The sequence below is a fragment of the Aliiroseovarius sp. D2-2 genome (genome assembly GCF_055809455.1).
Map to the genome: position 1 here is coordinate 689,842 of NZ_CM147913.1, position 22,966 is coordinate 712,807.

Annotated in this window: 24 protein-coding genes and 1 pseudogene; 14 read left to right on the plus strand and 11 right to left on the minus strand. The window is 55.6% G+C overall.

Features of this window, described 5'->3' with window-relative positions:
* From AC0L6A_RS03425 to AC0L6A_RS03455, 7 genes are read left to right on the plus strand one after another with little or no spacing between them, the layout of a single operon-like run.
* Window positions 1-963: an aspartate carbamoyltransferase catalytic subunit gene (locus AC0L6A_RS03425; RefSeq protein ID WP_473292215.1), complete on the plus strand. Its 963-nt coding sequence runs from the start codon at window positions 1-3 to the stop codon at window positions 961-963.
* Entirely contained in the window at window positions 956-1,414 is a 459-nt protein-coding gene (locus AC0L6A_RS03430) for a hypothetical protein (protein WP_473292216.1), read from the plus strand. Before AC0L6A_RS03425 ends, AC0L6A_RS03430 begins: the two co-directional genes overlap by 8 nt.
* Window positions 1,414-1,953 (plus strand): aspartate carbamoyltransferase catalytic subunit, encoded by a 540-nt coding sequence (locus AC0L6A_RS03435; RefSeq protein WP_473292218.1) that lies wholly within the window; start codon window positions 1,414-1,416, stop codon window positions 1,951-1,953. Before AC0L6A_RS03430 ends, AC0L6A_RS03435 begins: the two co-directional genes overlap by 1 nt.
* Window positions 1,950-3,209 carry a dihydroorotase gene (pyrC, locus tag AC0L6A_RS03440; protein WP_473292220.1) on the plus strand — a complete coding sequence of 420 codons (1,260 nt, stop codon included), beginning with the start codon at window positions 1,950-1,952 and terminating at the stop codon, window positions 3,207-3,209. The genes AC0L6A_RS03435 and pyrC overlap by 4 nt, the downstream gene beginning before the upstream one ends.
* 12 nt (window positions 3,210-3,221) lie before the next feature.
* On the plus strand, window positions 3,222-3,680 hold the full coding sequence (locus AC0L6A_RS03445; RefSeq protein WP_473292221.1) for a GNAT family N-acetyltransferase: 459 nt from the start codon (window positions 3,222-3,224) through the stop codon (window positions 3,678-3,680).
* A gap of 28 nt (window positions 3,681-3,708) precedes the next feature.
* Entirely contained in the window at window positions 3,709-4,326 is a 618-nt protein-coding gene (gene plsY, locus AC0L6A_RS03450) for a glycerol-3-phosphate 1-O-acyltransferase PlsY (RefSeq protein ID WP_473292223.1), read from the plus strand.
* A 15-nt stretch (window positions 4,327-4,341) separates the two neighbouring features.
* Complete coding sequence (locus AC0L6A_RS03455; RefSeq protein ID WP_246928055.1) at window positions 4,342-4,770, plus strand: DUF805 domain-containing protein; 429 nt, start codon at window positions 4,342-4,344, stop codon at window positions 4,768-4,770.
* On the opposite strand, the gene AC0L6A_RS03460 is transcribed toward AC0L6A_RS03455, so the two are convergent.
* Window positions 4,771-5,028, minus strand: coding sequence for a DUF167 domain-containing protein (locus tag AC0L6A_RS03460; RefSeq protein WP_473292224.1), 258 nt, complete (start codon window positions 5,026-5,028; stop codon window positions 4,771-4,773).
* Between the two features lie 72 nt (window positions 5,029-5,100).
* Between AC0L6A_RS03460 and AC0L6A_RS03465 the strand changes: the two genes are divergently transcribed.
* From AC0L6A_RS03465 to AC0L6A_RS03475, 3 genes are all read left to right on the plus strand, one after another.
* Entirely contained in the window at window positions 5,101-6,213 is a 1,113-nt protein-coding gene (locus tag AC0L6A_RS03465) for a class II histone deacetylase (protein WP_473292226.1), read from the plus strand.
* Between the two features lie 98 nt (window positions 6,214-6,311).
* Window positions 6,312-6,890, plus strand: coding sequence for a nitroreductase family protein (locus tag AC0L6A_RS03470; RefSeq protein ID WP_473292228.1), 579 nt, complete (start codon window positions 6,312-6,314; stop codon window positions 6,888-6,890).
* Window positions 6,890-7,576: an EI24 domain-containing protein gene (locus tag AC0L6A_RS03475; RefSeq protein WP_473293370.1), complete on the plus strand. Its 687-nt coding sequence runs from the start codon at window positions 6,890-6,892 to the stop codon at window positions 7,574-7,576. The genes AC0L6A_RS03470 and AC0L6A_RS03475 overlap by 1 nt, the downstream gene beginning before the upstream one ends.
* A 48-nt stretch (window positions 7,577-7,624) precedes the next feature.
* Here AC0L6A_RS03475 and AC0L6A_RS03480 read toward each other — a convergent pair whose 3' ends face one another.
* The 3 genes from AC0L6A_RS03480 to mce are packed head-to-tail and all read right to left on the minus strand — an operon-like array spanning window position 7,625 to window position 8,864.
* A complete protein-coding gene (locus AC0L6A_RS03480) occupies window positions 7,625-8,137 on the minus strand; it encodes a hypothetical protein (RefSeq protein WP_473292230.1) in 513 nt (170 codons plus the stop codon).
* A 44-nt stretch (window positions 8,138-8,181) separates the two neighbouring features.
* Window positions 8,182-8,460, minus strand: coding sequence for a DUF1467 family protein (locus tag AC0L6A_RS03485; RefSeq protein ID WP_473292231.1), 279 nt, complete (start codon window positions 8,458-8,460; stop codon window positions 8,182-8,184).
* On the minus strand, window positions 8,460-8,864 hold the full coding sequence (gene mce / locus AC0L6A_RS03490) for a methylmalonyl-CoA epimerase (RefSeq protein WP_246928048.1): 405 nt from the start codon (window positions 8,862-8,864) through the stop codon (window positions 8,460-8,462). Before mce ends, AC0L6A_RS03485 begins: the two co-directional genes overlap by 1 nt.
* Before the next feature lie 157 nt (window positions 8,865-9,021).
* On the opposite strand from mce, the gene AC0L6A_RS03495 reads away from it, so the two are divergent.
* Entirely contained in the window at window positions 9,022-9,741 is a 720-nt protein-coding gene (locus AC0L6A_RS03495) for a response regulator (protein ID WP_473292232.1), read from the plus strand.
* A gap of 66 nt (window positions 9,742-9,807) precedes the next feature.
* Window positions 9,808-10,044: a hypothetical protein gene (locus tag AC0L6A_RS03500; RefSeq protein WP_473292234.1), complete on the plus strand. Its 237-nt coding sequence runs from the start codon at window positions 9,808-9,810 to the stop codon at window positions 10,042-10,044.
* Between the two features lie 69 nt (window positions 10,045-10,113).
* Here AC0L6A_RS03500 and AC0L6A_RS03505 read toward each other — a convergent pair whose 3' ends face one another.
* From AC0L6A_RS03505 to AC0L6A_RS03520, 4 genes and pseudogenes are all read right to left on the minus strand, one after another.
* A complete protein-coding gene (locus AC0L6A_RS03505; protein WP_473292235.1) occupies window positions 10,114-11,349 on the minus strand; it encodes a DUF1501 domain-containing protein in 1,236 nt (411 codons plus the stop codon).
* A gap of 14 nt (window positions 11,350-11,363) precedes the next feature.
* A complete protein-coding gene (locus AC0L6A_RS03510) occupies window positions 11,364-12,752 on the minus strand; it encodes a DUF1800 domain-containing protein (protein WP_473292237.1) in 1,389 nt (462 codons plus the stop codon).
* A 94-nt stretch (window positions 12,753-12,846) separates the two neighbouring features.
* Window positions 12,847-14,698: pseudogene (gene aspS, locus AC0L6A_RS03515) on the minus strand (aspartate--tRNA ligase).
* A gap of 169 nt (window positions 14,699-14,867) precedes the next feature.
* Window positions 14,868-15,773 carry a phosphatase PAP2 family protein gene (locus AC0L6A_RS03520; protein ID WP_473292239.1) on the minus strand — a complete coding sequence of 302 codons (906 nt, stop codon included), beginning with the start codon at window positions 15,771-15,773 and terminating at the stop codon, window positions 14,868-14,870.
* 372 nt (window positions 15,774-16,145) lie between these two features.
* Here AC0L6A_RS03520 and carB point away from each other — a divergent pair, with 372 nt between their 5' ends.
* Both carB and AC0L6A_RS03530 read left to right on the plus strand, forming a co-directional pair.
* Window positions 16,146-19,415 carry a carbamoyl-phosphate synthase large subunit gene (gene carB / locus AC0L6A_RS03525; RefSeq protein WP_473292240.1) on the plus strand — a complete coding sequence of 1,090 codons (3,270 nt, stop codon included), beginning with the start codon at window positions 16,146-16,148 and terminating at the stop codon, window positions 19,413-19,415.
* A 126-nt stretch (window positions 19,416-19,541) separates the two neighbouring features.
* Window positions 19,542-19,859: a hypothetical protein gene (locus tag AC0L6A_RS03530; protein WP_473292242.1), complete on the plus strand. Its 318-nt coding sequence runs from the start codon at window positions 19,542-19,544 to the stop codon at window positions 19,857-19,859.
* 24 nt (window positions 19,860-19,883) lie between these two features.
* Here the strand turns inward: AC0L6A_RS03530 and AC0L6A_RS03535 are convergent, their stop codons facing one another.
* From AC0L6A_RS03535 to rimO, 3 genes are all read right to left on the minus strand, one after another.
* Window positions 19,884-20,918, minus strand: coding sequence for a fatty acid desaturase (locus AC0L6A_RS03535; RefSeq protein ID WP_473292243.1), 1,035 nt, complete (start codon window positions 20,916-20,918; stop codon window positions 19,884-19,886).
* Between the two features lie 108 nt (window positions 20,919-21,026).
* Entirely contained in the window at window positions 21,027-21,428 is a 402-nt protein-coding gene (locus AC0L6A_RS03540; RefSeq protein ID WP_473292244.1) for a DUF4864 domain-containing protein, read from the minus strand.
* A gap of 68 nt (window positions 21,429-21,496) precedes the next feature.
* On the minus strand, window positions 21,497-22,888 hold the full coding sequence (rimO, locus tag AC0L6A_RS03545; RefSeq protein ID WP_473292246.1) for a 30S ribosomal protein S12 methylthiotransferase RimO: 1,392 nt from the start codon (window positions 22,886-22,888) through the stop codon (window positions 21,497-21,499).
* Between the last annotated feature and the right edge of the window lie 78 nt (window positions 22,889-22,966).

Consider the following 22,966-nt stretch of genomic DNA (forward strand, 5'->3'; position numbering starts at 1 on the left):
ATGACATTCCGCCAACGCCATCTTCTGGGGATCGAACCGCTTCACCCCGAAGAGATCAAATCCGTTCTGGACCTTGCTGACAGCTATGTGGATTTGAACCGATCTGCTCAGAAGCGCTCTGACGTGCTGGCCGGGCTTACCCAGATCAACATGTTTTTTGAGAACTCAACCCGCACGCAGGCTTCGTTCGAGATCGCCGGCAAGCGTTTGGGCGCGGATGTGATGAACATGGCGATGCAGGCCTCGTCGATCAAAAAGGGCGAGACGCTGATCGATACGGCGCTGACGCTGAACGCCATGCATCCGGACCTTCTGGTCGTGCGCCACCCGCATTCGGGTGCCGTGAACTTGCTGGCTGAGAAGGTGAACTGCGCCGTGTTGAACGCGGGCGACGGCAAACATGAGCACCCAACTCAGGCGCTTTTGGATGCGCTGACCATCCGTCGCGAGAAGGGGCGCTTGCATCGCCTGACCGTGGCGATTTGCGGCGACATTGCGCACAGCCGTGTGGCGCGCTCGAACCTGATCCTTCTGGGTAAAATGGAAAACCGCGTGCGGCTTGTTGGTCCGCCGACCCTTATGCCCAGCCAGATCGACCAGTTCGGGGTCGAGGTCTACGACGATATGGAAGAGGGCCTGAAAGACGCGGATGTCGTCATGATGTTGCGCCTTCAACGCGAGCGGATGGATGGCGGCTTTATCCCATCTGAGCGTGAATACTATCACCGCTACGGGCTGGACGCCGAAAAACTGGCCCATGCCAAGGACGATGCCATCGTTATGCACCCAGGTCCGATGAACCGCGGGGTCGAGATCGACGGAACGATTGCCGACGACATCAACAGATCTGTCATTCAGGAACAGGTCGAAATGGGCGTCGCTGTGCGCATGGCCGCGATGGACTTACTGGCGCGCAACTTGAGAGCGGAGCGGGCCGAAAAGACTGAGGGCGTCTATGTCTGAGCAAGAGTTCGAACTGGAACCCCGCTTGGAAAACCAGACTGGCCCCGATCTTGAGCCGGGCGAGAAGCTGATCGAAAGTTTTTCGGGCAACCTGTCGACCTATGTGAAAGAGCACGTGATGCTTGCGGTCCTAGGGTCGCTTCTTATGTCAGGTGTGCTCATGTATATGGGCAATCCCCATGCTTGGACGGGTGTTGTTGGCGCTGTTGCCGCCATCGCAGTGCGCGGGCTTTACGTTGCGAAGGAACAGCTTGGCTTCACATGGTACCTAACCAATCGCCGCCTAGTTGGGCCGGGCAACCGTACAATCCTGCTAACATCTATTAACAAGATGAACGTTATTTTCACCGCAGCGCAGGTCGTGACGCTTTCGGGCGACAAGTACATGTTGAAATATCAGGCAGATGCCAAAGCCACACAGGCCGCGATAAATCGCGCGCGGGGGGGCTGATGCACGATCAACTGCGGGAAATTGGTTGGGGTAGTTATCTGGACGAAGGGGAAGAGATCCTTTGGCAGGGACGGCCCGATCAAGGGTTCAAAGTCCAGATCGACGGCGTGCTTCAGTTTGGAATGTCTATTTTCTTCATAGCATTCTCGGTTTTCTGGATGTTTGGTGCATCTCGAGCAGGAGGGATGTTTTGGATGTTTGGATTGCTATTTTTCTTTGTCGGTTTGGGGCAATTGTGCTGGTCCATCTTTGGTTCAACTGTGCGGCGTAGAAGCAGCTGGTACACGCTCACAGATCGCAGGGCCTTCATTGCGAGCCAATATCCCGTTGTTGGACGAAAGTTGAGAAGCTATCCGATTACGGCACAAACGGTGTTGGACTTCCGGGTAGATGACCTAGCCAGTATTTTCTTCGCAGAAGAGATCAAGCGCGGACAAAATGGAACCTACACGGTTCCAATCGGCTTTGAACGTCTCAATCAAGGTAATGCGGTATATCGATTAATGCGCGACGTTCAGCAAAAAGAGGCTGCCAGATGACCACCACCTTCACAAATGCCCGCCTGATCGACCCGGAAGCCGGAACAGATACGCTTGGTAGTCTGACCATTGAAGACGGGCTGATCACCGGCGTGAACACTGGCGAAGCGGGTGATGTCATTGATTGCGGTGGCAAATGTCTGGCCCCCGGCATTGTTGATATCGGCGTGAAAATCGGTGAGCCGGGTGAGCGTCATAAGGAAAGCTTCCGCACGGCTGGAATGGCGGCGGCAGCGGGCGGCGTGACCACCATGGTCATTCGCCCGGACACAACGCCTGCCGTAGACACGCCTGAAACACTGGCCTTTGTCACCCGTCGCGCGGGGCAGGTGGCCCCGGTGAATGTGCATTCCATGGGCGCTTTGACCAAGGAACGCGCCGGGCGCGAAATGGTCGAGATGGGCTTTATGCTGGACGCTGGCGCTGTGGCTTTCACTGATTGTGATCACGTGGTGACGGATAACAAAGTTTATTCCCGTGCCATGACCTATGCGCGATCGCTGGGTGCGCTGATTATTGGTCATCCGCAAGAACCGCAACTGTCGAAAGGGGCTGCTGTGACCTCGGGTAAGTTCGCGTCGTTGCGCGGTTTACCAGCTGTCAGCCCACACGCCGAACGCATGGGGTTGGAACGAGACCTTGCCTTGGTTGAGATGACCGGGGTGGCCTATCACGCGGACAACCTGTCGACAGCAAAAGCCCTGCCTGCGCTGGAACGCGCGAAAGAGGCTGGTCTTGATGTTAGTGCAGGCGTGAACATCCACCACCTGACGCTGAATGAATTTGACGTGGGCGACTATCGCACCTTCTTCAAGGTGAAACCGCCGCTTCGTTCAGAAGACGACCGCCTTGCCATGGCTGAAGCTGTGGCTTCGGGGCTGATCGACATCATATCGTCCATGCATACGCCGCAGGATGAGGAAAGCAAACGCCTGCCGTTCGAAGAAGCCGCATCAGGTGCGGTGGCGCTGGAAACGCTTCTGCCTGCCGCCATGCGGCTGGTCCATGCAGGGCTAATCGATCTGCCAACGCTGTGGCGCGCGATGTCACTGAACCCAGCAAGTCGTCTGGGCCTTCCCGGAGGCGAGTTGGCGCAGGGTGCCCCCGCCGACTTGGTTTTGTTTGATCCTGACGCCCCGTTCGTATTGGACCGTTTCAAGCTGAACTCAAAATCCAAGAACACGCCATTCGACGGTACGCGAATGGAGGGTCGCGTGTTGGGAACTTGGGTTGGGGGCGAGCAAATCTATGGATGAGCGGACCAGAAAATGATCCGGCCTGCACAAACCTCTGATCTGGATGCAATGAACGCAATGATCCTGCGTGCGAAAGCCCATTGGGGCTATGACGCAGAATTCATGGCTTCGGTTGTAGATGAGATTACAATATCGCCAAGCGACCTTGGCCCCGAGTTGGTGGTTTTTGCGAACCCTGATCTGTGCGGCATGGCGCAACTATCTGTCACTGGCGATAGGGCCCAGCTTGAAGATCTGTTCGTTGACCCCAGTGCGATGGGACAAGGCGTGGGGGCTAATCTGTTTGATTGGGCCATTTCGCGTTCCAAATCCAAAGCTGCGCGAGTCATGCGGATCGACAGTGACCCATATGCCGAGCCGTTTTATCTTAAAATGGGCGCGCTCCGCGTGGGAGAGGTGCCATCCGGCTCTTTCGCTGGACGGATGCTTCCGCTTCTGGACTTCGCACTTGACGATGGTGGGGCGGCTTAGCAAAGCTACCCGAAAAAAGGGACGGACTATGCCTGACATAACTACGGCGCCATTGTTATTGGTGCTTGTTGCAATCTCTGGTTACTTGCTGGGATCTATCCCTTTCGGCATCGCAATGGCGCGTGTGTTTGGTCTGGGCGACCTTCGCCAAATTGGATCGGGCAATATAGGTGCAACCAACGTCCTACGCACTGGGAATAAGGTAGCGGCATTTCTGACCCTGATTGGGGATGCGGGTAAGGGCGGAGCCGCCGTCCTGATTGCACGAGCGTTGTTCGCCGAGGACGCAGCCCAACTGGCAGGGTTTGCGGCTTTCTTGGGCCATTGCTTTCCGATTTATTTGGGATTCAAAGGCGGCAAGGGCGTGGCCACGTGGCTGGGAACAATGCTGGCCTTGGCCTTCCCACTGGGGCTTGCTGCATGTGCCACTTGGCTTGTCACGGCGCTGGTGTTCCGCATTTCATCTTTGGCTGCTTTGGTTGCTGCGGCCTTGTCGCCGGTGATCGCTCTGATTTTTGGCTGGAACAGCTTGGTTCTTATTTCGGTTGCATTGGCGGTCTTGATTTTCCACCGGCATCGCGCAAATATCGCGCGCATCAAATCCGGCGAAGAGCCACGCATAGGGCGCAAGCAAAGCCAAGAATAGCAAGGACATGTGAATATGGATTTTCAAACCGCAGTCAGAACGTGTTTTCAGAAATACGTGACCTTTTCAGGCCGTGCCGCGCGCAGCGAGTACTGGTGGTATACACTTTTCATCATTGTCGCATCGATCGTACTTGGGCTTGTCGACGGTACCATCTTTGGGTGGGGCGAACTGTTTTCGCCGCTCAGCGATCTGTTCTCTCTGGCAACGCTTCTACCCAGCTTGGCTGTTACATCTCGTCGCCTGCATGACTATGACAAATCCGCATGGTGGATGCTTTTGATCCTTATTCCGATCATTGGCTGGATCGTTCTGATCTACTGGATGTGTCAGAAGGGTACCGATGGGCCGAACCAGTATGGCAATGACCCGCTGGGTGGTGCAATTGACCATCATGATGATGGTGACTACGCGACATCGTCCATCCCGCCTTCGGGCAGCTGATCAACCTTTGATCTGAAATATCTTATCTTTTGAAGTCGCGCCTTGGATCAGTTCAAGGCGCGATTTTGCAATACCAAGGGCGCTGGCAAGAAGTTTCTGAACCGCTTTGTTGGCTTTGCCGTCTTCGGGCATGGCTGTCGTGGACACGCGTATTTGACCATCACGCAATGCGACCTCGTTCCGCGATGCCTTTGGTGTGACTCGCACTGTGATCCGTGCGCCATCTTGCGCAAGATGTAATAGTTCACCCTTCTTCATTTGATCACAGTGCCGCGCTGGACTGGACGACGCAAGGTTCCTCGGTCACTGTGCAGAAAACAGGAGGTCGGCATGCGCAAGACAGGGTTTTTCTGGGACGAAAAGTGCTTTTGGCATTCAGGTGGCAACTATGCGGGCAACCTTCCAGTTGGTGGGTTGGTACAGCCCTTGGCTGCAGGCGGATTGCCGGAGAATCCTGAAACCAAACGGCGGTTGAAGAACCTGATGGATGTGACCGGTCTGACTCGGTCGCTAGAGGCACGAAGCGCCGCCGAAGCAACGTTTGAGACGCTGTCATTGGTGCATCCCGCATCCTTCCTGAAGGAATTTAAAGCCACGTCAGATGCTGGGGGCGGCGAACTGGGGCTGCGCACGCCATTTGGTCAAGGTGGGTACGAGATCGCCGCGCTGTCCACGGGCTTGTCTGTGGCGGCGCTGGAAGCTGTGTTGCGTGGTGAGGTCGACAATGCCTATGCGCTGTCACGCCCGCCGGGGCACCATTGCCTTCCCGATTTTCCCAATGGGTTTTGTCTGCTGGCCAATCTGGCCATCGCAATTCGGTCTGCACAGACCAAAGGGTTGGCCAAACGTTTCGTGGTGCTGGATTGGGATGTGCATCACGGCAATGGCACCGAGGCTGTGTTTATCGAAGACCCAGACGTTCTGACGATCTCGATCCATCAGGAACGCAATTATCCGATGGATACGGGCGACGCTGAGGTACGCGGCGAGGGGGCCGGGCAGGGCGCAAATATGAATATCCCTCTGCCTCCGGGTGGTGGGCATGCAACTTATCTTGAAGCGATGGAGCGGTTGGTTATCCCTGCGATCCGCGCCCATGAGCCAGAAGTGATCGTGATCGCCAATGGCTATGACGCGGCAGTGATTGATCCGTTGTCATGCATGTTGGCCACCGCAGATACATTCCGTCAAATGACCCGCATGGTCATGGAGTTGGCGGATGAGCTGTGTGGCGGGCGTCTGATGATGGCGCATGAAGGCGGCTATTCCGAAGTCTATGTCCCCTTCTGCGGCCATGCGGTGCTGGAAGAGATGTCGGGGGCTGAAATCCATGCGCCAGATCCCATGGCCGAGACATTTGCCGCCCGTCAGCCAAGCGCGAAGGTGCAGGCCTTCTTCTCGGATCATTTGAGTGAGATGTCAGATTTCTTCAATGTAAAGTGACTTAACATCTTGACGAGGCCGCCCGCAAACCCGACATAAGCCTCAGCCAGCCGCGGGTGTGCGGCCAAGCAAGATTTGCTTTGACCAAAGGACAAGACATGCCTGACCGCAACCAAGCCGCCCTAGATTTTCTGCTGACCCGCCGATCCCGCCCCGCCAAAACACTGACCGGTCCCGGTCCGGATCGCGACACATTGCTTACAATCCTTACCGCTGCTGCACGTACGCCGGATCACGGCAAGCTAGAGCCATGGCGCTTTGTTGTGCTATCGGGTGCCGCGATGGCGCGGGCCCATGACCTTGTGGCGGACCGTGGTGCATCGCTGGGCTATGACGCCGCCAAGATCGAGAAAGAGCAACTGGCCTACGGTCGCAGCCCGCTGGCTGTGGTGGTGGTTGAAAGCCCGGTTGCCTCGGAAAAAGTGCCCGCGATCGAACAGACCTATTCCGCAGGCGCCGTGTGTCTTGCGCTTTTGAATGCAGCGTTGGCGTCGGGCTGGGGGGCGAATTGGCTGTCGGGCTGGGCCAGCTTTGACGCGGATTTTACCCGCGACGCCTTTGGGCTGGAACGCCATGAAAGCGTTGCAGGGATCATTCATATTGGCACCGAAACAGTCGCCCCACCCGAGCGTCCGCGCCCGGATTTGGACGCAAAAACCACTTGGATCGAGACATGATGTTTGACGATTTCTTCCGCGCGCTGGGCCAGCTCAGCGACCCGCGCTTTCGCAATGTGCTGCTGAAGGGGCTTGGCCTGACGGTCGGCTTGTTGGTGGCGGTGACCTTCGGCATGACGTGGCTGGTTGGCTTTCTGGTGCCCGACACGTTTTCGCTCCCGTTTATTGGCGAGGTTAACTGGATTGAGGGTCTGGCGCTCTGGGCGTCTATCCTGCTGATGATCGTCTTATCCGTCGTTCTGATGGTGCCCGTTGCGGGTGCCTTCACCGGTTTGTTTCTGGACGAGGTCGCCGACGCGGTCGAGGCCAAGCACTATCCCCATCTTGCCCCCAACCCAGAGCAGCCTCTTATGGTTGCTGTACGCGAAAGCCTTGGGTTCTTCGGGGTGATCGTGGGTGTGAACCTGATCGCCTTGATCATGTTCTTCTTTGTCGGACCGCTTGCACCGATCCTGTTTTACGCCGTGAACGGATACCTTCTGGGCCGCGAGTATTTCACAATGGCCGCCATGCGGCGCATCGGGCGGCACGAAGCACATCTTCTGCGCAAACGCCACAACGCCCAGATCTGGCTGGCTGGCTGTTTGATGGCAGTGCCGCTTTCCATCCCTCTGGTGAACCTTTTGATTCCCATTCTGGGTGCGGCAAGTTTTACCCACATGTTCCATAGGTTAGCGGGGCGTTAGAACGAAACAGGGCGTCCGTCGGGTGCCTTTAGATGTGATATCTGGCTATTACTTGAGAACATTGTGCAGTTTGTCACAAAGTCTCGAAAGAGCGAAAGCATCTAACCTTGGTACAATAAACAAGCATCTTCTCTGCTTGCCCTTTGGTGAGCATCGTAAGTTGTTCTTCCACGTTCCTTCGAAACCGCCCGGCAATACTACAGGGTTGCCTGGTAGTTTTCCTTCCTCCACAGCTTCCAAGAAGTATTCATTCAACAGAGGTAAGTTCTCCAAGGATTGGACGTATTCGGGCGCGAAAGGGAACCCCAAAGCATAAACAAACACCGCCGCTTCGCGCTGGGTCGCCAATTCTCCGAACTCCTCAGAATACTCCCATGAATACCCTCGCAACGCCTCATCGCAGAAACTGATATCGGCATCCGTTGCTTCAGGAAGATCGCCGGTTATGATCAGTTTTCTAGATTGCTCAGCCTGTGCGGAAGTGCATAAAAGCAAGATCAGAACTAAAGCCTTAGCGGCAACTCGTTTCGAACAATCAATCAATACAATCGTCTCCGCCAAGGATGGCACAATTCTTACTAAGGGCGCTCGCTCGCCGCCCTTACTTACCCACTCACGTCTTCATACCGATCAAACCAGTCGATATCTTCAATCCCGATCCAACCCGAGACGATGATCCCCGCGATAATCGTGAAGACGATGGTTCCGACGATGGTCACGATGATCAGCGTGCGCCCCAGCTTGAAATTGGCAGGCGCGCCAGCATGTGTTCCGGGCACGATCTCGCCCTCGTCGCCTTGGGTGCGCAAGCGGATTGGCAGGACCACGAACATGGTCACGAACCAGATCACCACATAAAGAACGATGGCCGCGGTGATGGACATCAGACTTGTTCCAGTTCGACCAAGGTGCCGGTGAAGTCTTTTGGGTGCAGGAACAGGACCGGCTTGCCGTGCGCGCCGATCTTGGGTTCGCCAGTGCCCAGAACGCGCGCGCCTGACGCCTGAAGCTGATCACGTGCGGCGATGATGTCATCGACCTCGTAACAGATGTGGTGAATGCCGCCCGACGGGTTCTTTTCCAGAAAGCCGGTGATCGGAGAGTTGTCGCCCAGCGGATAAAGCAGCTCGATTTTGGTGTTCGGCAGCTCGATGAAAACGACGGTTACGCCGTGATCGGGTTCATCCTGAGGGGCGTTCACTTTAGCGCCCAGCGTGTCGCGATATTGCGCCGAGGCGGCCTCGAGGTCCGGTACGGCGATGGCTACGTGGTTCAGGCGTCCGATCATCTTGTCTCTCCCGTTTCAAATGCTGTGCTGCTTATGCCCAAGCGACCCGGTTTGGGCAAGCGGCACGGTGCCACAGGTGTATGTAGCGCGCGCGGATGCAAGTTTAACCTCCTGTTAGGCAGTTCTGAGCCATGGTGACCGTGTAAGGAGCCAGACGATGAGCGACGATCTTGAAAACTTCATGATGACCCAACCGCCAACGGCAGACCGTCCCTTGAACGGGATGACGGTGCTGGTGGTAGAGGACAGTCGATTTGCATCCGAAGCCATCCGCCTTTTGTGCTTGCGTTCAGGCGCACGCATTCGCAGGGCGGACAATCTTGCAGCCGCCCATCGACATTTGCGGGTCTATCGCCCCACCGCTGTTATAATTGATATGGGGCTTCCTGATGGGTCCGGGGCAGAGCTGATCGCGGAGCTTACCAAAGATACAGTTCGCGTGCCGGTGATCCTTGGGATGAGCGGTGATGCTGGAACACAAGACAGCGCCCTTCAGGCCGGTGCGGACGGGTTTCTTGTCAAGCCGGTTGAGTCTCTTGCGGAATTCCAACAGGCCATCTTAGCGGTCTTGCCGCCTCAAGAAGGACCGGTCCGCCCAAAGGTTTTACCAAGCGAGATTGTTCAGCCCGATGAACTGGCACTTCAGGATGACCTCTCACATCTGGCAAAGATTTTGCGGGATCGTGACGACGGGCAGGCCCAGGATTATGTCGCGCAGTTTTTGGGCGGACTTGCACTCAGCGCGCACGATCAGCCGATGGCGATTGCGGCGAAAAGCCTTGCGGCTTCACGGGATGCAGGACGTGCAACAGGTGCAGATATGGCCCGGGTGATCCATCTGGTCGAGGATCGCCTGAAGGATCGAAGGCAGCTTTAGAATCCTCAATCCGGGCAATTCGGCACGAAATGGACCCCCGCCTTCCTCATTTCCGCCCTTTTTCAGATGCAGATTGAAGATCGAGGAAGGGTAAAACCAATCAATTGCGAGGTTGATAACATGAATGACCTGATCAAGAAATTTGCTGATGAAGAGCTTGGAAACGCTGTCGTTGACTGGACTGTATTAATTGCTGGTGCAGTTATGATGGTCACCGCGGTTGTTCTGGCTGTTGTCGAACCCGGTTCGCCGGTTAACGAAGCAGCAGGTGAAATCATCAAAACGCAGCCCTTGGCAGGTTAACCCGACCTTTATTGTAGCGTTCTGTTGTTATGAGTATCGGGCGCGCTTTCGAGCGCGCCCTATTTCATTTTAAGCGATGATTTTTGGCATGCCGGGTGCCAAGTCCAAGCTTGGAAATATCTTTCCCTCAATGTCGGAAGTGCTGGCGCTGAAAAGACCCTGCATTGCCGATGCAGCATAAAGGCGAATGTCTGCGGTCGGCATCAGGTCACGCCGATTATACAGCGCTTCTTCCTCTAGCCCGGGCCAGTTTCCATAAATACGCCCCCCACGGATGGCCCCACCGGCCATCACGATGGACCCGCCGGTTCCGTGATCTGTTCCTTTACTGCCATTTTGACGCACGGTGCGCCCAAACTCGGTCATGGCCATCACGGTGGTCTTTTCCCAGACTGGACCCAGTTCTTCCTTCAGTGTCATGATCGCGTCCTGCAACTTTATCAGTGCACGTTTGAAGTTTTGTTTTTGTCCGACATGCGTATCCCATCCGCCGATTGAGAATGATGCAATCCGGGTATCTAGCTTTAGCATGTCGGCGGTGAACGACGCGATGCTGGAGATACCCCCGTGTTTGCGCGCGAAGTTCATGGCGTCTGACATCATTTCGGCCGGATCGTCTGCGGAATCCTCGGCATTAATCAGCATTTTAGGGTGCAGCACCTCAGTCAGGTCGATGGCCTCGATCAATGCCGCTGAGAACAGTGGGTCACTTTGATGGACCTTCCGCATAAGATGACGCGTTGCTTCGGACAGGGATAGGGTAACATCTGGCGACCACCCCGAAGTCGCAGCGTCACCGCTGAGGATCAACAGATCCTCGCGGCCAACGGCTAAGGCAGTGCGAAGTTTGCTGCCGGGCATGGTTTGCACCAGGCGATTCAGCCATCCGTCGCGGATCGCACCGTTTGCCGCCACACCTGCTTCCAAAATGTCCTGCCCATCAAAATGGCTGCGCTTGTCGCGGTATGGCGTGGAGACGGCTTGTCCAAAGGCCAATTCCCCGGCCTTCCACAAACCATGCAGCTGATGGGCCGCAGGGTGCAATGCGAAGAAATCGTTCAGCGGAAGTACATCCTCAACTGAAGACAAGTCAGGTCTGAGGGTGGAAAACAGAGGGTCACCAATAGGGCGTACTAGGTCCAGCCCGTCCATCCCGCCGCGCAGAACGATGACCACCAGCCGATGGTCGCCGGGCGTCGCCGCAAGACTGACAGGGGTCAATAAAGGGCTTGCTGCAAGCGAACAACCAAGGACGCCTGCATTTTTCAGAAAGCCGCGACGCGAAAAAGATGTTTGTTTCGTCATGATCGGTTTCCTTTTTAACGGCGCTGGAACTCGGGCGACGATAGGATGATTCCAATCCCTTCCCACCGCGTTTCCGCGGCTCGAGCGGAGAATTCGGTGCTGTCCGATGCCTGGCCCGCCAACGCAGTTTTTACGAAATCTCGCGGATCAGGCAGCTTAACCTCAAAAGCGGAAGGGGCTGAAATAGCCCACTGAATACGCGCCGCAAGACCCTGCGGTGTGATCCAATGGGCTGCATCCTCGGGCCATCCATCAGGCCCACCGGGGGTTTCCCATCTCTGTCCCATTAGTTTCAGTGGACCAAAGAATATGAGATTAAGCTGTCTACGGTTTAGGTCGGTCAGTGCGTCCTCTGGCACCCCTAAGGCGCGAACGGCTGTAACAACAAAATCAAACGGTTGTTTGACTTTTCCGCGTACAGGAACCCATGCGGCAGGGTGGTTCAGCAACGTTTCGTACAGTGCCATCAGGTCGCCATCGCTTGCCGTAAAGCTTTCGCTTAACGCGTTGACCAGATCAGGGTTGGGATTGTCCGAAACAAAATGTGTGGCCAATTTGCGTGCGATGTGACGGGCCGTGTCGGGGTGCCGGGCGATGTCTTCAAGCGCTTCAAAAACATCTTCGACTCTGGGCTCTTCATCTCCATAGCTTTTTCCCAAGACCGTCTCGGGCCCCGGATTTCCCTTTTCAGGACGAAACCTGTAACGGCCGTCTTTGCCCAGTGCGAAGCCCGCAAGAAGGTTAGCAAATGCACGCACATCTTTCTGCGTATAAGCGCCGTCTACCCCTAGCGTGTGCAGCTCAAGCAGATTCTCGCGTGCTAGGTTTTCGTTCAGGCTCCGTTTTCCCTTTTTTGCCAACTTGCTGCCTTCTCCGGCGGATGCGAACTGGTCCAGGTAATGGAGCATTACCGGGTGGGTGCTGCTTGCTTTCAGCATATCCACAAAACGTCTGTTCACATGCGGTCTTACGACGTCTTCAGGGAAAGTAGACGCCACTCTTTTGAACTTTGGGCCCTTGCCGATCACGGTGAAATGATCAGTCCAAAAACGTACCAAACGTTCCCGGAACGCATCTTCAGCACTGGTGCAACGCACCAGAGTCGTAGTGAACCAAGCCTCGCGCTTGCGATTCATCTGGGCATATTTTTCTTTACGCGCGGCTTTGGCTGTTTCGACGGCAGGGCCGCCTTCTTTGCGTGCCTTGCGGAAAGCAACGGTCAGTTTCTGGATTTCTTTCAGGTCATCGTAAATGTCGACAAACCCGGGGATGGGTAAGCGGTCGGCCTGAGTGTCTGGACCAGACAAAAAGTCCAACATCTGGAAAATAGATTTGGGTGCGCTTAAACTCGGCCTTGGCCCATAGCCAAAGCGGTTCTGTGCAATAATGGGATCGAATGACATCAAGTTCTCCTAGCACCAGACTGGCCCGCAGAAGGTCTGTGGGCAAGCCAGATAATGCTAGGGGAATTATTGATATGCGATATCGGTGATCAAATCACTCTTGCGGGATAACGCGCAGGTGCAGTTCGCGTAGCTGCTCGTTCATCGGATCAGAGGGTGCGTTCATCATCAGATTCTTCGGCACGCTGGTTCATCGGGAACATCACGACTTCACGGATGTTGTCCTGATCCGCCAGCAGCATCACGATGCGGTCGACACCAGCGGCACAGCCACCGTGGGGCGGTGCGCCATACTGGAACGCGTTGACCAAAGCACCGAAGCGTTTTTCGACCTCGTCGTTGCCATAGCCGGCCAGTTCGAATGCCTTGAACATAATCTCGGGCTTGTGGTTTCGGATTGCGCCCGACACCAGCTCGTACCCGTTACAGGCAAGGTCATACTGATAACCCAGAACATCCAGAGGATCGCCATTCAGCGCATCCATTCCACCCTGCGGCATCGAGAACGGGTTGTGTTCAAAGTCGATTTTGCCGGTTTCTTCGTCCGCCTCATAGATCGGGAAGTCCACGATCCAAGCGAAGGCAAAACGGTCCTTGTCGGTCAGGCCCAGCTCGTCTCCGATGACGGCACGGGCGCGGCCTGCGACGGCCTCGAACGCTTTCGGCTTGCCACCTAGGAAGAAGGCCGCGTCGCCCACGTTCAGGCCCAGTTGCTGACGAATGGCTTCGGTACGCTCGGGCCCAATGTTTTTGGCCAAAGGACCAGCGGCTTCCATGCCACCTTCGACTTCACCGGATTTCAGCTTGGCCTGTGCTTCTTTCACCGTGATGCCTAGCTCTTGCGCCACGCCATCTGCGGTTTTCTCGCGCCAGAAGATGTAGCCCATGCCGGGCAGACCTTCTTGCTGGGCGAATTTGTTCATCCGGTCACAGAATTTGCGCGAGCCGCCTTTCGGGGCAGGAATGGCGCGCACTTCCGTGCCTTCGTTTTCCAGAAGCTTCGCGAAGATTGCAAAGCCCGAGCCGCGGAAATGTTCCGACACGATCTGCATCTTGATCGGGTTGCGCAGGTCAGGCTTGTCGGTGCCATACCACAGTGCAGCATCCTTATAGGAAATCTGCTGCCAGTCCTGATCGACTTTGCGGCCGCCGCCGAACTCTTCAAAGACGCCTTTCAGAACGGGCTCAATTGTGTCGAATACGTCCTGCTGTTCGACAAAAGACATCTCCATGTCCAGCTGATAGAAATCAGTCGGCGAACGGTCAGCGCGCGGGTCTTCGTCACGGAAGCACGGCGCGATCTGGAAATACTTGTCGAAGCCTGCAACCATCATCAGCTGCTTGAACTGCTGAGGGGCCTGCGGCAGAGCGTAGAACTTACCCGGATGCAGACGCGACGGCACCAGAAAGTCACGTGCGCCTTCAGGGCTGGATGCTGTGATGATCGGGGTCTGGTATTCGCGGAAATCCGCATCCCACATGCGCTTGCGCATCGACGCCACAACGTCCGAGCGCAGCTTCATGTTTTCCTGCATGACTTCGCGGCGCAGGTCGAGAAAGCGATACTTCAGGCGGGTCTCTTCCGGGTATTCCTGATCGCCAAAGACAATCAAAGGCAATTCGCCCGCGTCACCCAGCACCTCTAGGTCCCGTACAAACACCTCAACCTCACCGGTCGGGATCTTGTCGTTGATTAGATCTGCGTCGCGCGCTTTGACGTTGCCGTCGATGCGGATACACCATTCCGAACGCACCTTCTCCATCTCGGCAAAGACGGGGCTGTCCGGGTCACACAGAACCTGCGTCACGCCATAATGGTCGCGAAGGTCGATGAACAGGATGCCGCCATGGTCGCGGACACGATGGACCCAGCCCGACAGGCGGACGGTGTCACCGACGTTGGATTTGTTCAGTTCAGCACAGGTGTGGCTGCGATAGGCGTGCATGTCAGGCTCCCACGAGCGTTAAAAGTCTCGGGCCGATACACCTGCCTTGGCGGGCAAAGTCAAGCCGAACCCCTGAAAATAGCCGGAAAGTTTCATTCTCTGGGTTTAAACTGTTAAACTTTGCTCATGCGCTTGCCAATTAGACCCCAAAGGGGGTCACGCAAAAGTTTCAGTCTGGTTGCTCTTGTCGATCCCGATCTTTTCTAAGCAGCACGTACCACAGTGCGACTACAAAGATGATCGAAACATATCCATCAATGGCATAGTGGTAGCCTGTGTAGACCGACAAATACAGGATGAGGGTAACGAACAGCAATCCAACTGGGAGTAGGTATTTGGATCGTTCAAACAAGTACAGAGCCGAGGCAACTGCAACGGAAACGTGAACACTGGGAAAAGCTGATATCCCAGATCCGAAGGCTTGGCCGTTTTGGCTGTAAATCATCCAAAGATAGCCTTGTATTTTGTCGATTCCATCCATGACCGTGGTGTTGGCCTCAAGCGCAATCGCCAATTCGGGGAAACGATCGCTGTCCAGTAAACGGTCATAGAAAACGGGTCCAACTGAACTGCCCATTGCAGCCAGCACGTTTCCTATGAAAATCCATGATGCGAGATAGACGATGATTGAACGGTTCACCCGAACTTCATCGGCGTCGACTACTGCAAAATACACGGGAGCAGCGGCGGGAACCCAGATCCAGAAGCCAGAATAGATGGGTGTCAACCAACTGATTGGAAGTGCCGTTGCCCAATCATGTGTATATTTCCAAGGGTCTACGCCACCGTGCAGATAGCGATCAATCTCTGCAAATGCCGGATCTGCAAAGAAAGGCACGACATATGGAATCGTAGTTTTAACCAATGTGAATGCATTCTGAAAAATCAGAACACCGATAATGGCCAATGCCACAGAGAGCGCAACGTCGGCATAGCTGCGCTTCTTCGAGATGGCATTGATCGCGATACCAAGCAGCGAAAAGGCAAGTATGAATAGCAAGAGAACATCTAGCTTTGATCGAAACAGCAGAGCTGTGGCAGTCAGAACATCGACAGGCTCTTCGCGAGCGAGCATGACAAGCGTAACCGCAAAAATCGCGTAAATTATTGTAAATTTTATGAATAACTTCACAAGAATTAACCTGCTGTTACTGTTCTCTCACAATGCAACGCTGACTAACTGGCGCACAGCCAGCAAGTCAATGGCGGGCTGGGTTTGTTCCTGACTAAGGATGGGAGCTGTGGAGTTTAAGCACTAATTTTTTGGTCGGGTTCTGGGTGTCGAGCTATGTGAGCAGCGTTCATCGCTTGAGTGTGTTATATCTCGTCAAATCCTGGCCAGCCGTGCTTTCAGGGCTTGCACAAAGCCCCTCGGTGTCTATAACCCACGACAATTTGCGCGCGGTTGGGATTCCCGCGTGTGTCCAGTCTGCTGATGGGGGTTACCATGCCAAAGAGAACCGATATCAATTCGATCATGATCATCGGCGCGGGGCCCATTATTATTGGGCAGGCCTGCGAGTTTGATTATTCCGGTGCTCAGGCCTGTAAGGCACTGCGCGAGGAAGGTTACCGCGTCATTCTGGTGAACTCGAACCCGGCGACGATTATGACGGATCCCGGCCTTGCCGATGCGACCTATATCGAGCCGATCACCGCAGACGTGGTTGCCAAGATTATTGAAAAAGAACGCCCCGATGCTCTGCTGCCCACCATGGGCGGTCAGACCGGTCTGAACACCGCGCTGGAGCTTGATGATCTGGGTGTACTGGATAAGTTCAACGTGGAACTGATCGGCGCTAAGCGTGACGCCATTGAAATGGCCGAAGATCGTAAGCTGTTCCGCGAAGCGATGGACCGTCTGGGGATCGAAAACCCCCGCGCAAACATCGTCACTGCGCCGACCAACGAAAAGGGCCACGCTGATCTTGATGCGGGCGTGAAAATAGCCTTGGAAACGTTGGATGATATTGGCCTACCTGCCATCATCCGCCCGGCCTTTACCCTTGGTGGTACCGGCGGTGGCGTCGCGTATAACCGCGAAGAATACGAACATTACTGCCGCACCGGCATGGATGCGTCGCCCGTCAATCAGATCCTCGTAGATGAAAGCCTGCTTGGCTGGAAAGAATTCGAGATGGAGGTCGTGCGTGACACCGCTGACAATGCCATCATCGTCTGTGCGATTGAAAACGTGGACCCGATGGGGGTGCACACTGGCGACTCGATCACTGTTGCGCCCGCGCTGACGTTGACCGACAAAGAATATCAGCTGATGCGCACACACTCGATCAACGTGCTGCGCGAGATTGGCGTGGAAACCGGCGGTTCGAACGTGCAGTGGGCAGTGAACCCCGAAGATGGCCGTATGGTTGTGATCGAGATGAACCCGCGCGTGTCGCGGTCATCAGCACTGGCATCAAAAGCTACCGGATTCCCGATTGCGAAAATCGCCGCGAAACTGGCAGTGGGCTATACGCTGGACGAACTGGATAACGATATCACCAAGGTGACACCTGCTAGCTTCGAACCGACCATCGACTATGTTGTCACCAAGATACCGCGCTTTGCATTCGAGAAATTCCCCGGCGCCAAGCCCGAGCTGACCACCGCGATGAAATCCGTGGGCGAGGTCATGTCGATCGGCCGTACCATCCATGAATCGCTGCAAAAAGCGTTGGCGTCGATGGAAACCGGTCTGACCGGCTTTGACGAGATCGAGATCGAAGGCGCCCCAGAAGAGGCCGCCATCATCAAAGCCATCTCCGAACAGCGTCCAGACCGCATCCTGAAAATTGCTCAGGCCATGCGTCATGGCATGTCGAATGCCAATATCCAGCGCGTGACTGCGTTTGATCCGTGGTTCCTGGATCGCATCCGCGAAATCGTCGAGGCTGAAAACGCAGTCCGTGAAAATGGCCTGCCGTCGGACGCCGGTGGTTTGCGCAAGCTTAAAATGATGGGCTTTACCGACGCCCGTCTGGCCACGCTTAGCGGACGCATCGAAAAAGATGTGCGTGATGTGCGTCGGGGGGAAGGTGTCAAAGCAGTCTTCAAACGTATCGATACCTGCGCCGCTGAATTCGAAGCGCAGACCCCTTACATGTACTCGACCTACGAAGTCCCGATGATGGGTGAAGTAGAATGCGAGGCACGTCCCTCGGACCGCAAGAAAGTGGTTATCTTGGGTGGTGGACCGAACCGGATCGGCCAAGGGATCGAGTTTGACTATTGCTGCTGTCATGCCTGTTTTGCGCTGACAGAACAGGGCTATGAAACCATCATGGTCAACTGCAATCCAGAAACCGTTTCTACCGATTATGACACCTCGGACCGTTTGTATTTCGAACCGCTGACCTTCGAACACGTCATGGAAATTCTGAGCACCGAGCAGGAAAACGGAGAACTGCACGGCGTGATCGTTCAGTTTGGCGGGCAGACCCCGTTGAAGCTGGCCAATGCGCTGGAAGAAGAAGGTATCCCGATCCTTGGCACCACTCCGGATGCAATCGACCTTGCTGAAGACCGCGAGCGGTTCCAGGATCTGGTCAACAAGCTTGGCCTGAAACAACCCCACAACGGCATTGCCTCGACTGACGATCAGGCCCTTAAGATTGCAGACGAGATCGGCTTCCCGCTGGTGATCCGTCCGTCGTATGTTCTAGGTGGTCGCGCGATGGAAATCGTGCGCGATATGGGGCAACTGAAACGCTATATCGCTGAAGCGGTGGTTGTGTCAGGTGACAGCCCGGTGCTGTTGGACAGCTATCTGTCCGGCGCGATCGAGGTGGACGTTGACGCTCTGTGTGATGGTGAAAACGTGCATGTCGCGGGCATCATGCAACACATCGAAGAGGCGGGTGTACACTCGGGCGATAGCAGTTGTTCACTACCGCCTTACAGCTTGTCGGACGAAATCATCGCCGAGCTGCGCCGCCAATCGCGTGAGCTTGCACTGGCCTTGAATGTCGTCGGTCTGATGAACGTGCAATTTGCTGTGAAAGAGGGCGAGATCTATCTGATCGAGGTGAACCCGCGTGCCTCGCGCACAGTGCCCTTCGTGGCCAAAGCGGTTTTGTCGCCTATCGCGTCGATCGCCGCACGTGTCATGGCGGGTGAGAAGCTGGACGCCTTTGATCTGGTTGATCCCAACATCGATACATTCGCTGTGAAAGAGGCTGTGTTGCCCTTCGCGCGTTTCCCAGGTGTCGATACGATCCTTGGTCCAGAAATGCGTTCGACTGGCGAAGTAATGGGCGCGGACAAAGATTTCGCGATGGCGTTCCTGAAGGCACAGTTGGGCGCAGGGACCATGCTGCCCACCGAAGGCACTGTGTTCCTGTCGATCAAGGACGGCGACAAGACCGAGCAACTGGTTGAAACCGCCGAACTTCTGGCCCAGCAGGGCTTCCGGATTCTGGCAACCTTCGGCACGGCCAAGTACCTTGCTGAAAATGGGGTCGAAGCAGATGTGGTCGCCAAAGCCTATGAGCCCGGCCGCATGATCATCGACATTATGAAAGATGGTGAAGTGCATCTGGTCATGAATACGACCGAGGGCGCTCAGTCGATCAACGACAGCCGTGATATGCGCAACGTCGCTTTGATGGACAAGATCCCTTACTTTACCACGCTGGCTGGTAGCCACGCTGCGGCCCGTGCCATGATGATCCGCGGCGAACGCGAGATCACGGTGAAAGCGCTGCAAGAGGCCTAAGCCCAGCGGTAAAACAGGAATAGCAAGGGCGCGGCAACTCCGCGCCCTTTTTTAGTGGTCTGGCGAAAATTTCGCCCCATCCGCACGACTTGTGATATGCTCTTCGCAAACAGAAGGAGAGCAGTGATGAAACCCTTTGCCCCCATGATTGTCCCGGTTGCCCTTATCGGTCTTTTGACCGGTTGCGAGGCGTTCAACCCGACAACTACCCCCACCACCAATGTGACCGACCTTCCGCTAATGGGCGGGTATCGCACCCCGGCGGATGAGTGTGAAAAGTTGGGCGAGAATGAATTGACCATCAACTATCTGGACCACACCGCCGATCTGGTCGGTTGCCCGGAAGACTACGAAGGTCTGGGTGTGTTCCAAGTCGACACCGGCGGGACCGAGGTCGCGCGGATTGATGGATGGGTTCTGTTCAGCGTACCGCGCGGGATCTGATCCGAAAGACAGCGTCAGGCGTGGTCAGCCGTAAATCTGCCGCGCCTGCGAAAACGACATCAGCTTTCTGCTTTTTTCGTCCCACAGATGCAAACGCACACTGGCCAAGCTTTCACGAATGGTCATGCGGTTGATCGTCGCCAGATATTCGTTTTCTTTAAGGACCTCTGTCAGCCGATAGAACGGGATGCGGCTGTGCAGGTGATGCACATGGTGAATGCCGATATTCGCACTGAACCACTGCAGCACCGAAGGCATCACATAATGCGAGCTACCATGTAGCGCAGAATCGTGCAGCTGCCAGTCTTCCTCGACATTCCAGTGGGTCTCTTCGAACTGGTGCTGGACGTAGAACAGCCACATGCCTGCGGTTGCCGCCAAAAGGGTGGTTGGCAAGAAGATCAGAAGCACAGGCATCAGACCTCCGAAATACCAAATCAATACAAGCGCTGCGACGATGGCGATGTTTGTTCCCATGGCGCTGACCCAGTAACGCGCGGCATTCATCAAGCCAACGGGTACGCGATTTTGCAGCAAAAACAGGTAGCCAGGGGCAAACCCGAACAGAGTGATCGGGTTGCGATAGAGGCGGTACTGGAGCTGACGCAACGGTGACAGTGCTTTGTATTCCTCAACGGTCAGGGTCATGATGTCCCCGATGCCGCGTTTGCCTAGATTGCCGGCTGAATTGTGGTGAATGGAATGGGTACGTCTCCAGACGTCATAGGGGGTCAATGTGACCACGCCGATCACCCGGCCAACCCAGTCGCTTACATTCCTGCTTTTGAAAACCGAACCGTGCCCGCAATCATGCTGGATCGCAAACAGCCGCAGCAGAAAGGCAGAGTTGAAAACCGCAATTGCAAGGCTCAGCCACGGGCTAATGGAAAGGCAATACCACGCAAGAGCCCAAAGAAGAATGAACGGCCCGGCACTGACGACAAGCTCAAACGAACTGCGGAGCGTACTTGGTTCGCGATATTTCGCTAGAGTTCTGACCCAATCGCGTGCTGTGATTGCATCTTGTTCGGGCTGCGGGATCTTTGAAAGTTCTGTCATGGGCCTGCTTAAGTGGTGTCTGGCCAATCGGATAGACTATCGGGTCAACATAGCAAGTGAATAATGGAATATGTTGTGAACTCGCTTTAAGCGTGTGGCGTTTTGGCGTTATACATTAAGACCCGGTGGATCAATTCGGTAGACGCCGTTGATCCGCCAGTTGCCGTTCACCAAGATCATCTCATAAGCGAACCAATGATCGTCGCCGGATCGGTCTTGGATGCGCAAACGCTGCAGAGTGTAGTTCCCATTTGTGATCTGGTCGAGGTGCTCGACCTGTGCGGGGTCCATCACCATGGGATAGCCGTTCTGCACCATATCTCCAAACACGTCGGGCGTTCCAAAAAGGCGTTGAATGTTGGGTGAGGCATGTGAAAACGCGCCCTCAATATCACCTGATTTCAGCGCACTGATCTGGTCCGAGATGACGTCTTCGATCGTGTTTTCCTGCGCAAAAGCACCAAAACCAATCGTGCTGATCAGGCCAACGGCGATAAATATATGTCGCATATCCTTCTCCTTGTACTGGTTATAGTACGCGGAAAAAGGGTGCTTGGATCAGTTTTGGGGACTGCTCCCTAGCGCAGTTGGCCCCACAAATCGTATTCTCCAGCCTCGTCGACCTCGACTGATACGATATCTCCGACAGATAATCCCTCGGTTCCGTCGTCGATGAACAGGTTCCCGTCGATCTCGGGCGCGTCGGCTTTCGTGCGGCAGGTGGCGATGCCGTCTTCGTCGATATCATCCACGATCACGTCGATCACCTGCCCGACCTTGGCGGCAAGTTTGGCTTCGGAAATTGCCTGCGCTTTTTCCATGAAGCGATCCCAGCGATCTTGTTTGACCTCGGCAGGAACGTGATCCGGTAAGTCGTTCGATCGCGCGCCGTCGACATTTTCGTATTGGAAGCAACCGACGCGGTCCAATTGCGCCTCGTCCATCCAATCCAGAAGGGTCTGGAACTCTTCTTCGGTCTCGCCGGGATAGCCGACGATGAAGGTCGAGCGCAGTGTGATGTCGGGGCAATCAGCGCGCCATGCGGCGATCTCGTCCAGAGTTTTGGAGGCTGCCGCCGGGCGGGCCATGCGTTTCAGAGTGTCCGGGTGGGCGTGCTGGAACGGAATGTCGAGATAAGGCAGGATCAGCCCCTCGGCCATCAGCGGGATCAGCTGGCGCACATGTGGATAGGGATAGACATAGTGCAGGCGGACCCACAGGTCCTTGCCCGCCCCTAGCGCGCCAAGGTCACGCGCCAGATCGGTGATATGGGCGCGGTGGCCGTTCTCTTCTGCGTGTTTGATATCCACGCCATAGGCCGATGTGTCCTGACTGATCACCAGAAGCTCTTTCACGCCCGCATCCACCAGCTTGCCGGCTTCACGGATTACAGCATGGGCCGGGCGGCTGGCCAAACGCCCCCGCATATCCGGGATGATGCAGAACTTGCACTTGTGGTTACAGCCCTCGGAAATCTTCAGATAGCTGTAGTGGCGCGGGGTCAGGCTGACGCCTGTGGCGGGCAGCAGGTCTATGAACGGGTCGGGGCTGGGCGGCACAGCACCGTGCACGGCGTCCAGAACCTGTTCGTATTGATGCGGGCCAGTAACAGCCAAAACGCTGGGATGGGTGCCGCGAATGTAGTCTTCTTCGGCGCCCAGGCAGCCAGTGACGATCACCTTCCCGTTTTCGTTCAAAGCTTCGCCAATTGCTTCAAGGCTTTCTGCCTTGGCCGAATCAAGAAACCCGCAGGTGTTCACGATCACTGCATCTGCGCCCGAATAGTCGGGGCTGATCGCATAGCCTTCAGCCCGAAGGCGGGTCAGGATACGCTCGCTGTCGACCAGCGCCTTGGGGCAGCCAAGGCTGACCATGCCCACGGTAGGCTGGCCATCGCGGGCGGGCTCTGAAAAGCGGGCTTTCGGGGCAAGGTCGGGACGCAGATCTGGCGGATTGGCTGAATTGGTCATGGCGGGCATATAGCCAAAGCGATCCGTTATGGAAAGGGTTGCAGTCTTGCCAAACAAAAAGCGCGCCACAAGGGCGCG

Coding starts and splice junctions, on each gene's coding strand:
- AC0L6A_RS03435 (WP_473292218.1), top strand. CDS start 1,414: ATGCACGATCAACTGCGGGAAATTGGTTGGGGTAGTTATCTGGACGAA.
- plsY (WP_473292223.1), top strand. CDS start 3,709: ATGCCTGACATAACTACGGCGCCATTGTTATTGGTGCTTGTTGCAATC.
- AC0L6A_RS03455 (WP_246928055.1), top strand. CDS start 4,342: ATGGATTTTCAAACCGCAGTCAGAACGTGTTTTCAGAAATACGTGACC.
- AC0L6A_RS03520 (WP_473292239.1), bottom strand. CDS start 15,773: ATGCTCGCTCGCGAAGAGCCTGTCGATGTTCTGACTGCCACAGCTCTG.
- AC0L6A_RS03430 (WP_473292216.1), top strand. CDS start 956: ATGTCTGAGCAAGAGTTCGAACTGGAACCCCGCTTGGAAAACCAGACT.
- pyrC (WP_473292220.1), top strand. CDS start 1,950: ATGACCACCACCTTCACAAATGCCCGCCTGATCGACCCGGAAGCCGGA.
- AC0L6A_RS03470 (WP_473292228.1), top strand. CDS start 6,312: ATGCCTGACCGCAACCAAGCCGCCCTAGATTTTCTGCTGACCCGCCGA.
- AC0L6A_RS03460 (WP_473292224.1), bottom strand. CDS start 5,028: ATGAAGAAGGGTGAACTATTACATCTTGCGCAAGATGGCGCACGGATC.
- AC0L6A_RS03465 (WP_473292226.1), top strand. CDS start 5,101: ATGCGCAAGACAGGGTTTTTCTGGGACGAAAAGTGCTTTTGGCATTCA.
- carB (WP_473292240.1), top strand. CDS start 16,146: ATGCCAAAGAGAACCGATATCAATTCGATCATGATCATCGGCGCGGGG.
- AC0L6A_RS03445 (WP_473292221.1), top strand. CDS start 3,222: ATGATCCGGCCTGCACAAACCTCTGATCTGGATGCAATGAACGCAATG.
- AC0L6A_RS03485 (WP_473292231.1), bottom strand. CDS start 8,460: ATGTCCATCACCGCGGCCATCGTTCTTTATGTGGTGATCTGGTTCGTG.
- AC0L6A_RS03505 (WP_473292235.1), bottom strand. CDS start 11,349: ATGACGAAACAAACATCTTTTTCGCGTCGCGGCTTTCTGAAAAATGCA.
- AC0L6A_RS03425 (WP_473292215.1), top strand. CDS start 1: ATGACATTCCGCCAACGCCATCTTCTGGGGATCGAACCGCTTCACCCC.
- AC0L6A_RS03495 (WP_473292232.1), top strand. CDS start 9,022: ATGAGCGACGATCTTGAAAACTTCATGATGACCCAACCGCCAACGGCA.
- AC0L6A_RS03540 (WP_473292244.1), bottom strand. CDS start 21,428: ATGCGACATATATTTATCGCCGTTGGCCTGATCAGCACGATTGGTTTT.
- rimO (WP_473292246.1), bottom strand. CDS start 22,888: ATGACCAATTCAGCCAATCCGCCAGATCTGCGTCCCGACCTTGCCCCG.
- AC0L6A_RS03475 (WP_473293370.1), top strand. CDS start 6,890: ATGTTTGACGATTTCTTCCGCGCGCTGGGCCAGCTCAGCGACCCGCGC.
- AC0L6A_RS03535 (WP_473292243.1), bottom strand. CDS start 20,918: ATGACAGAACTTTCAAAGATCCCGCAGCCCGAACAAGATGCAATCACA.
- AC0L6A_RS03530 (WP_473292242.1), top strand. CDS start 19,542: ATGAAACCCTTTGCCCCCATGATTGTCCCGGTTGCCCTTATCGGTCTT.
- AC0L6A_RS03510 (WP_473292237.1), bottom strand. CDS start 12,752: ATGTCATTCGATCCCATTATTGCACAGAACCGCTTTGGCTATGGGCCA.
- mce (WP_246928048.1), bottom strand. CDS start 8,864: ATGATCGGACGCCTGAACCACGTAGCCATCGCCGTACCGGACCTCGAG.
- AC0L6A_RS03500 (WP_473292234.1), top strand. CDS start 9,808: ATGCAGATTGAAGATCGAGGAAGGGTAAAACCAATCAATTGCGAGGTT.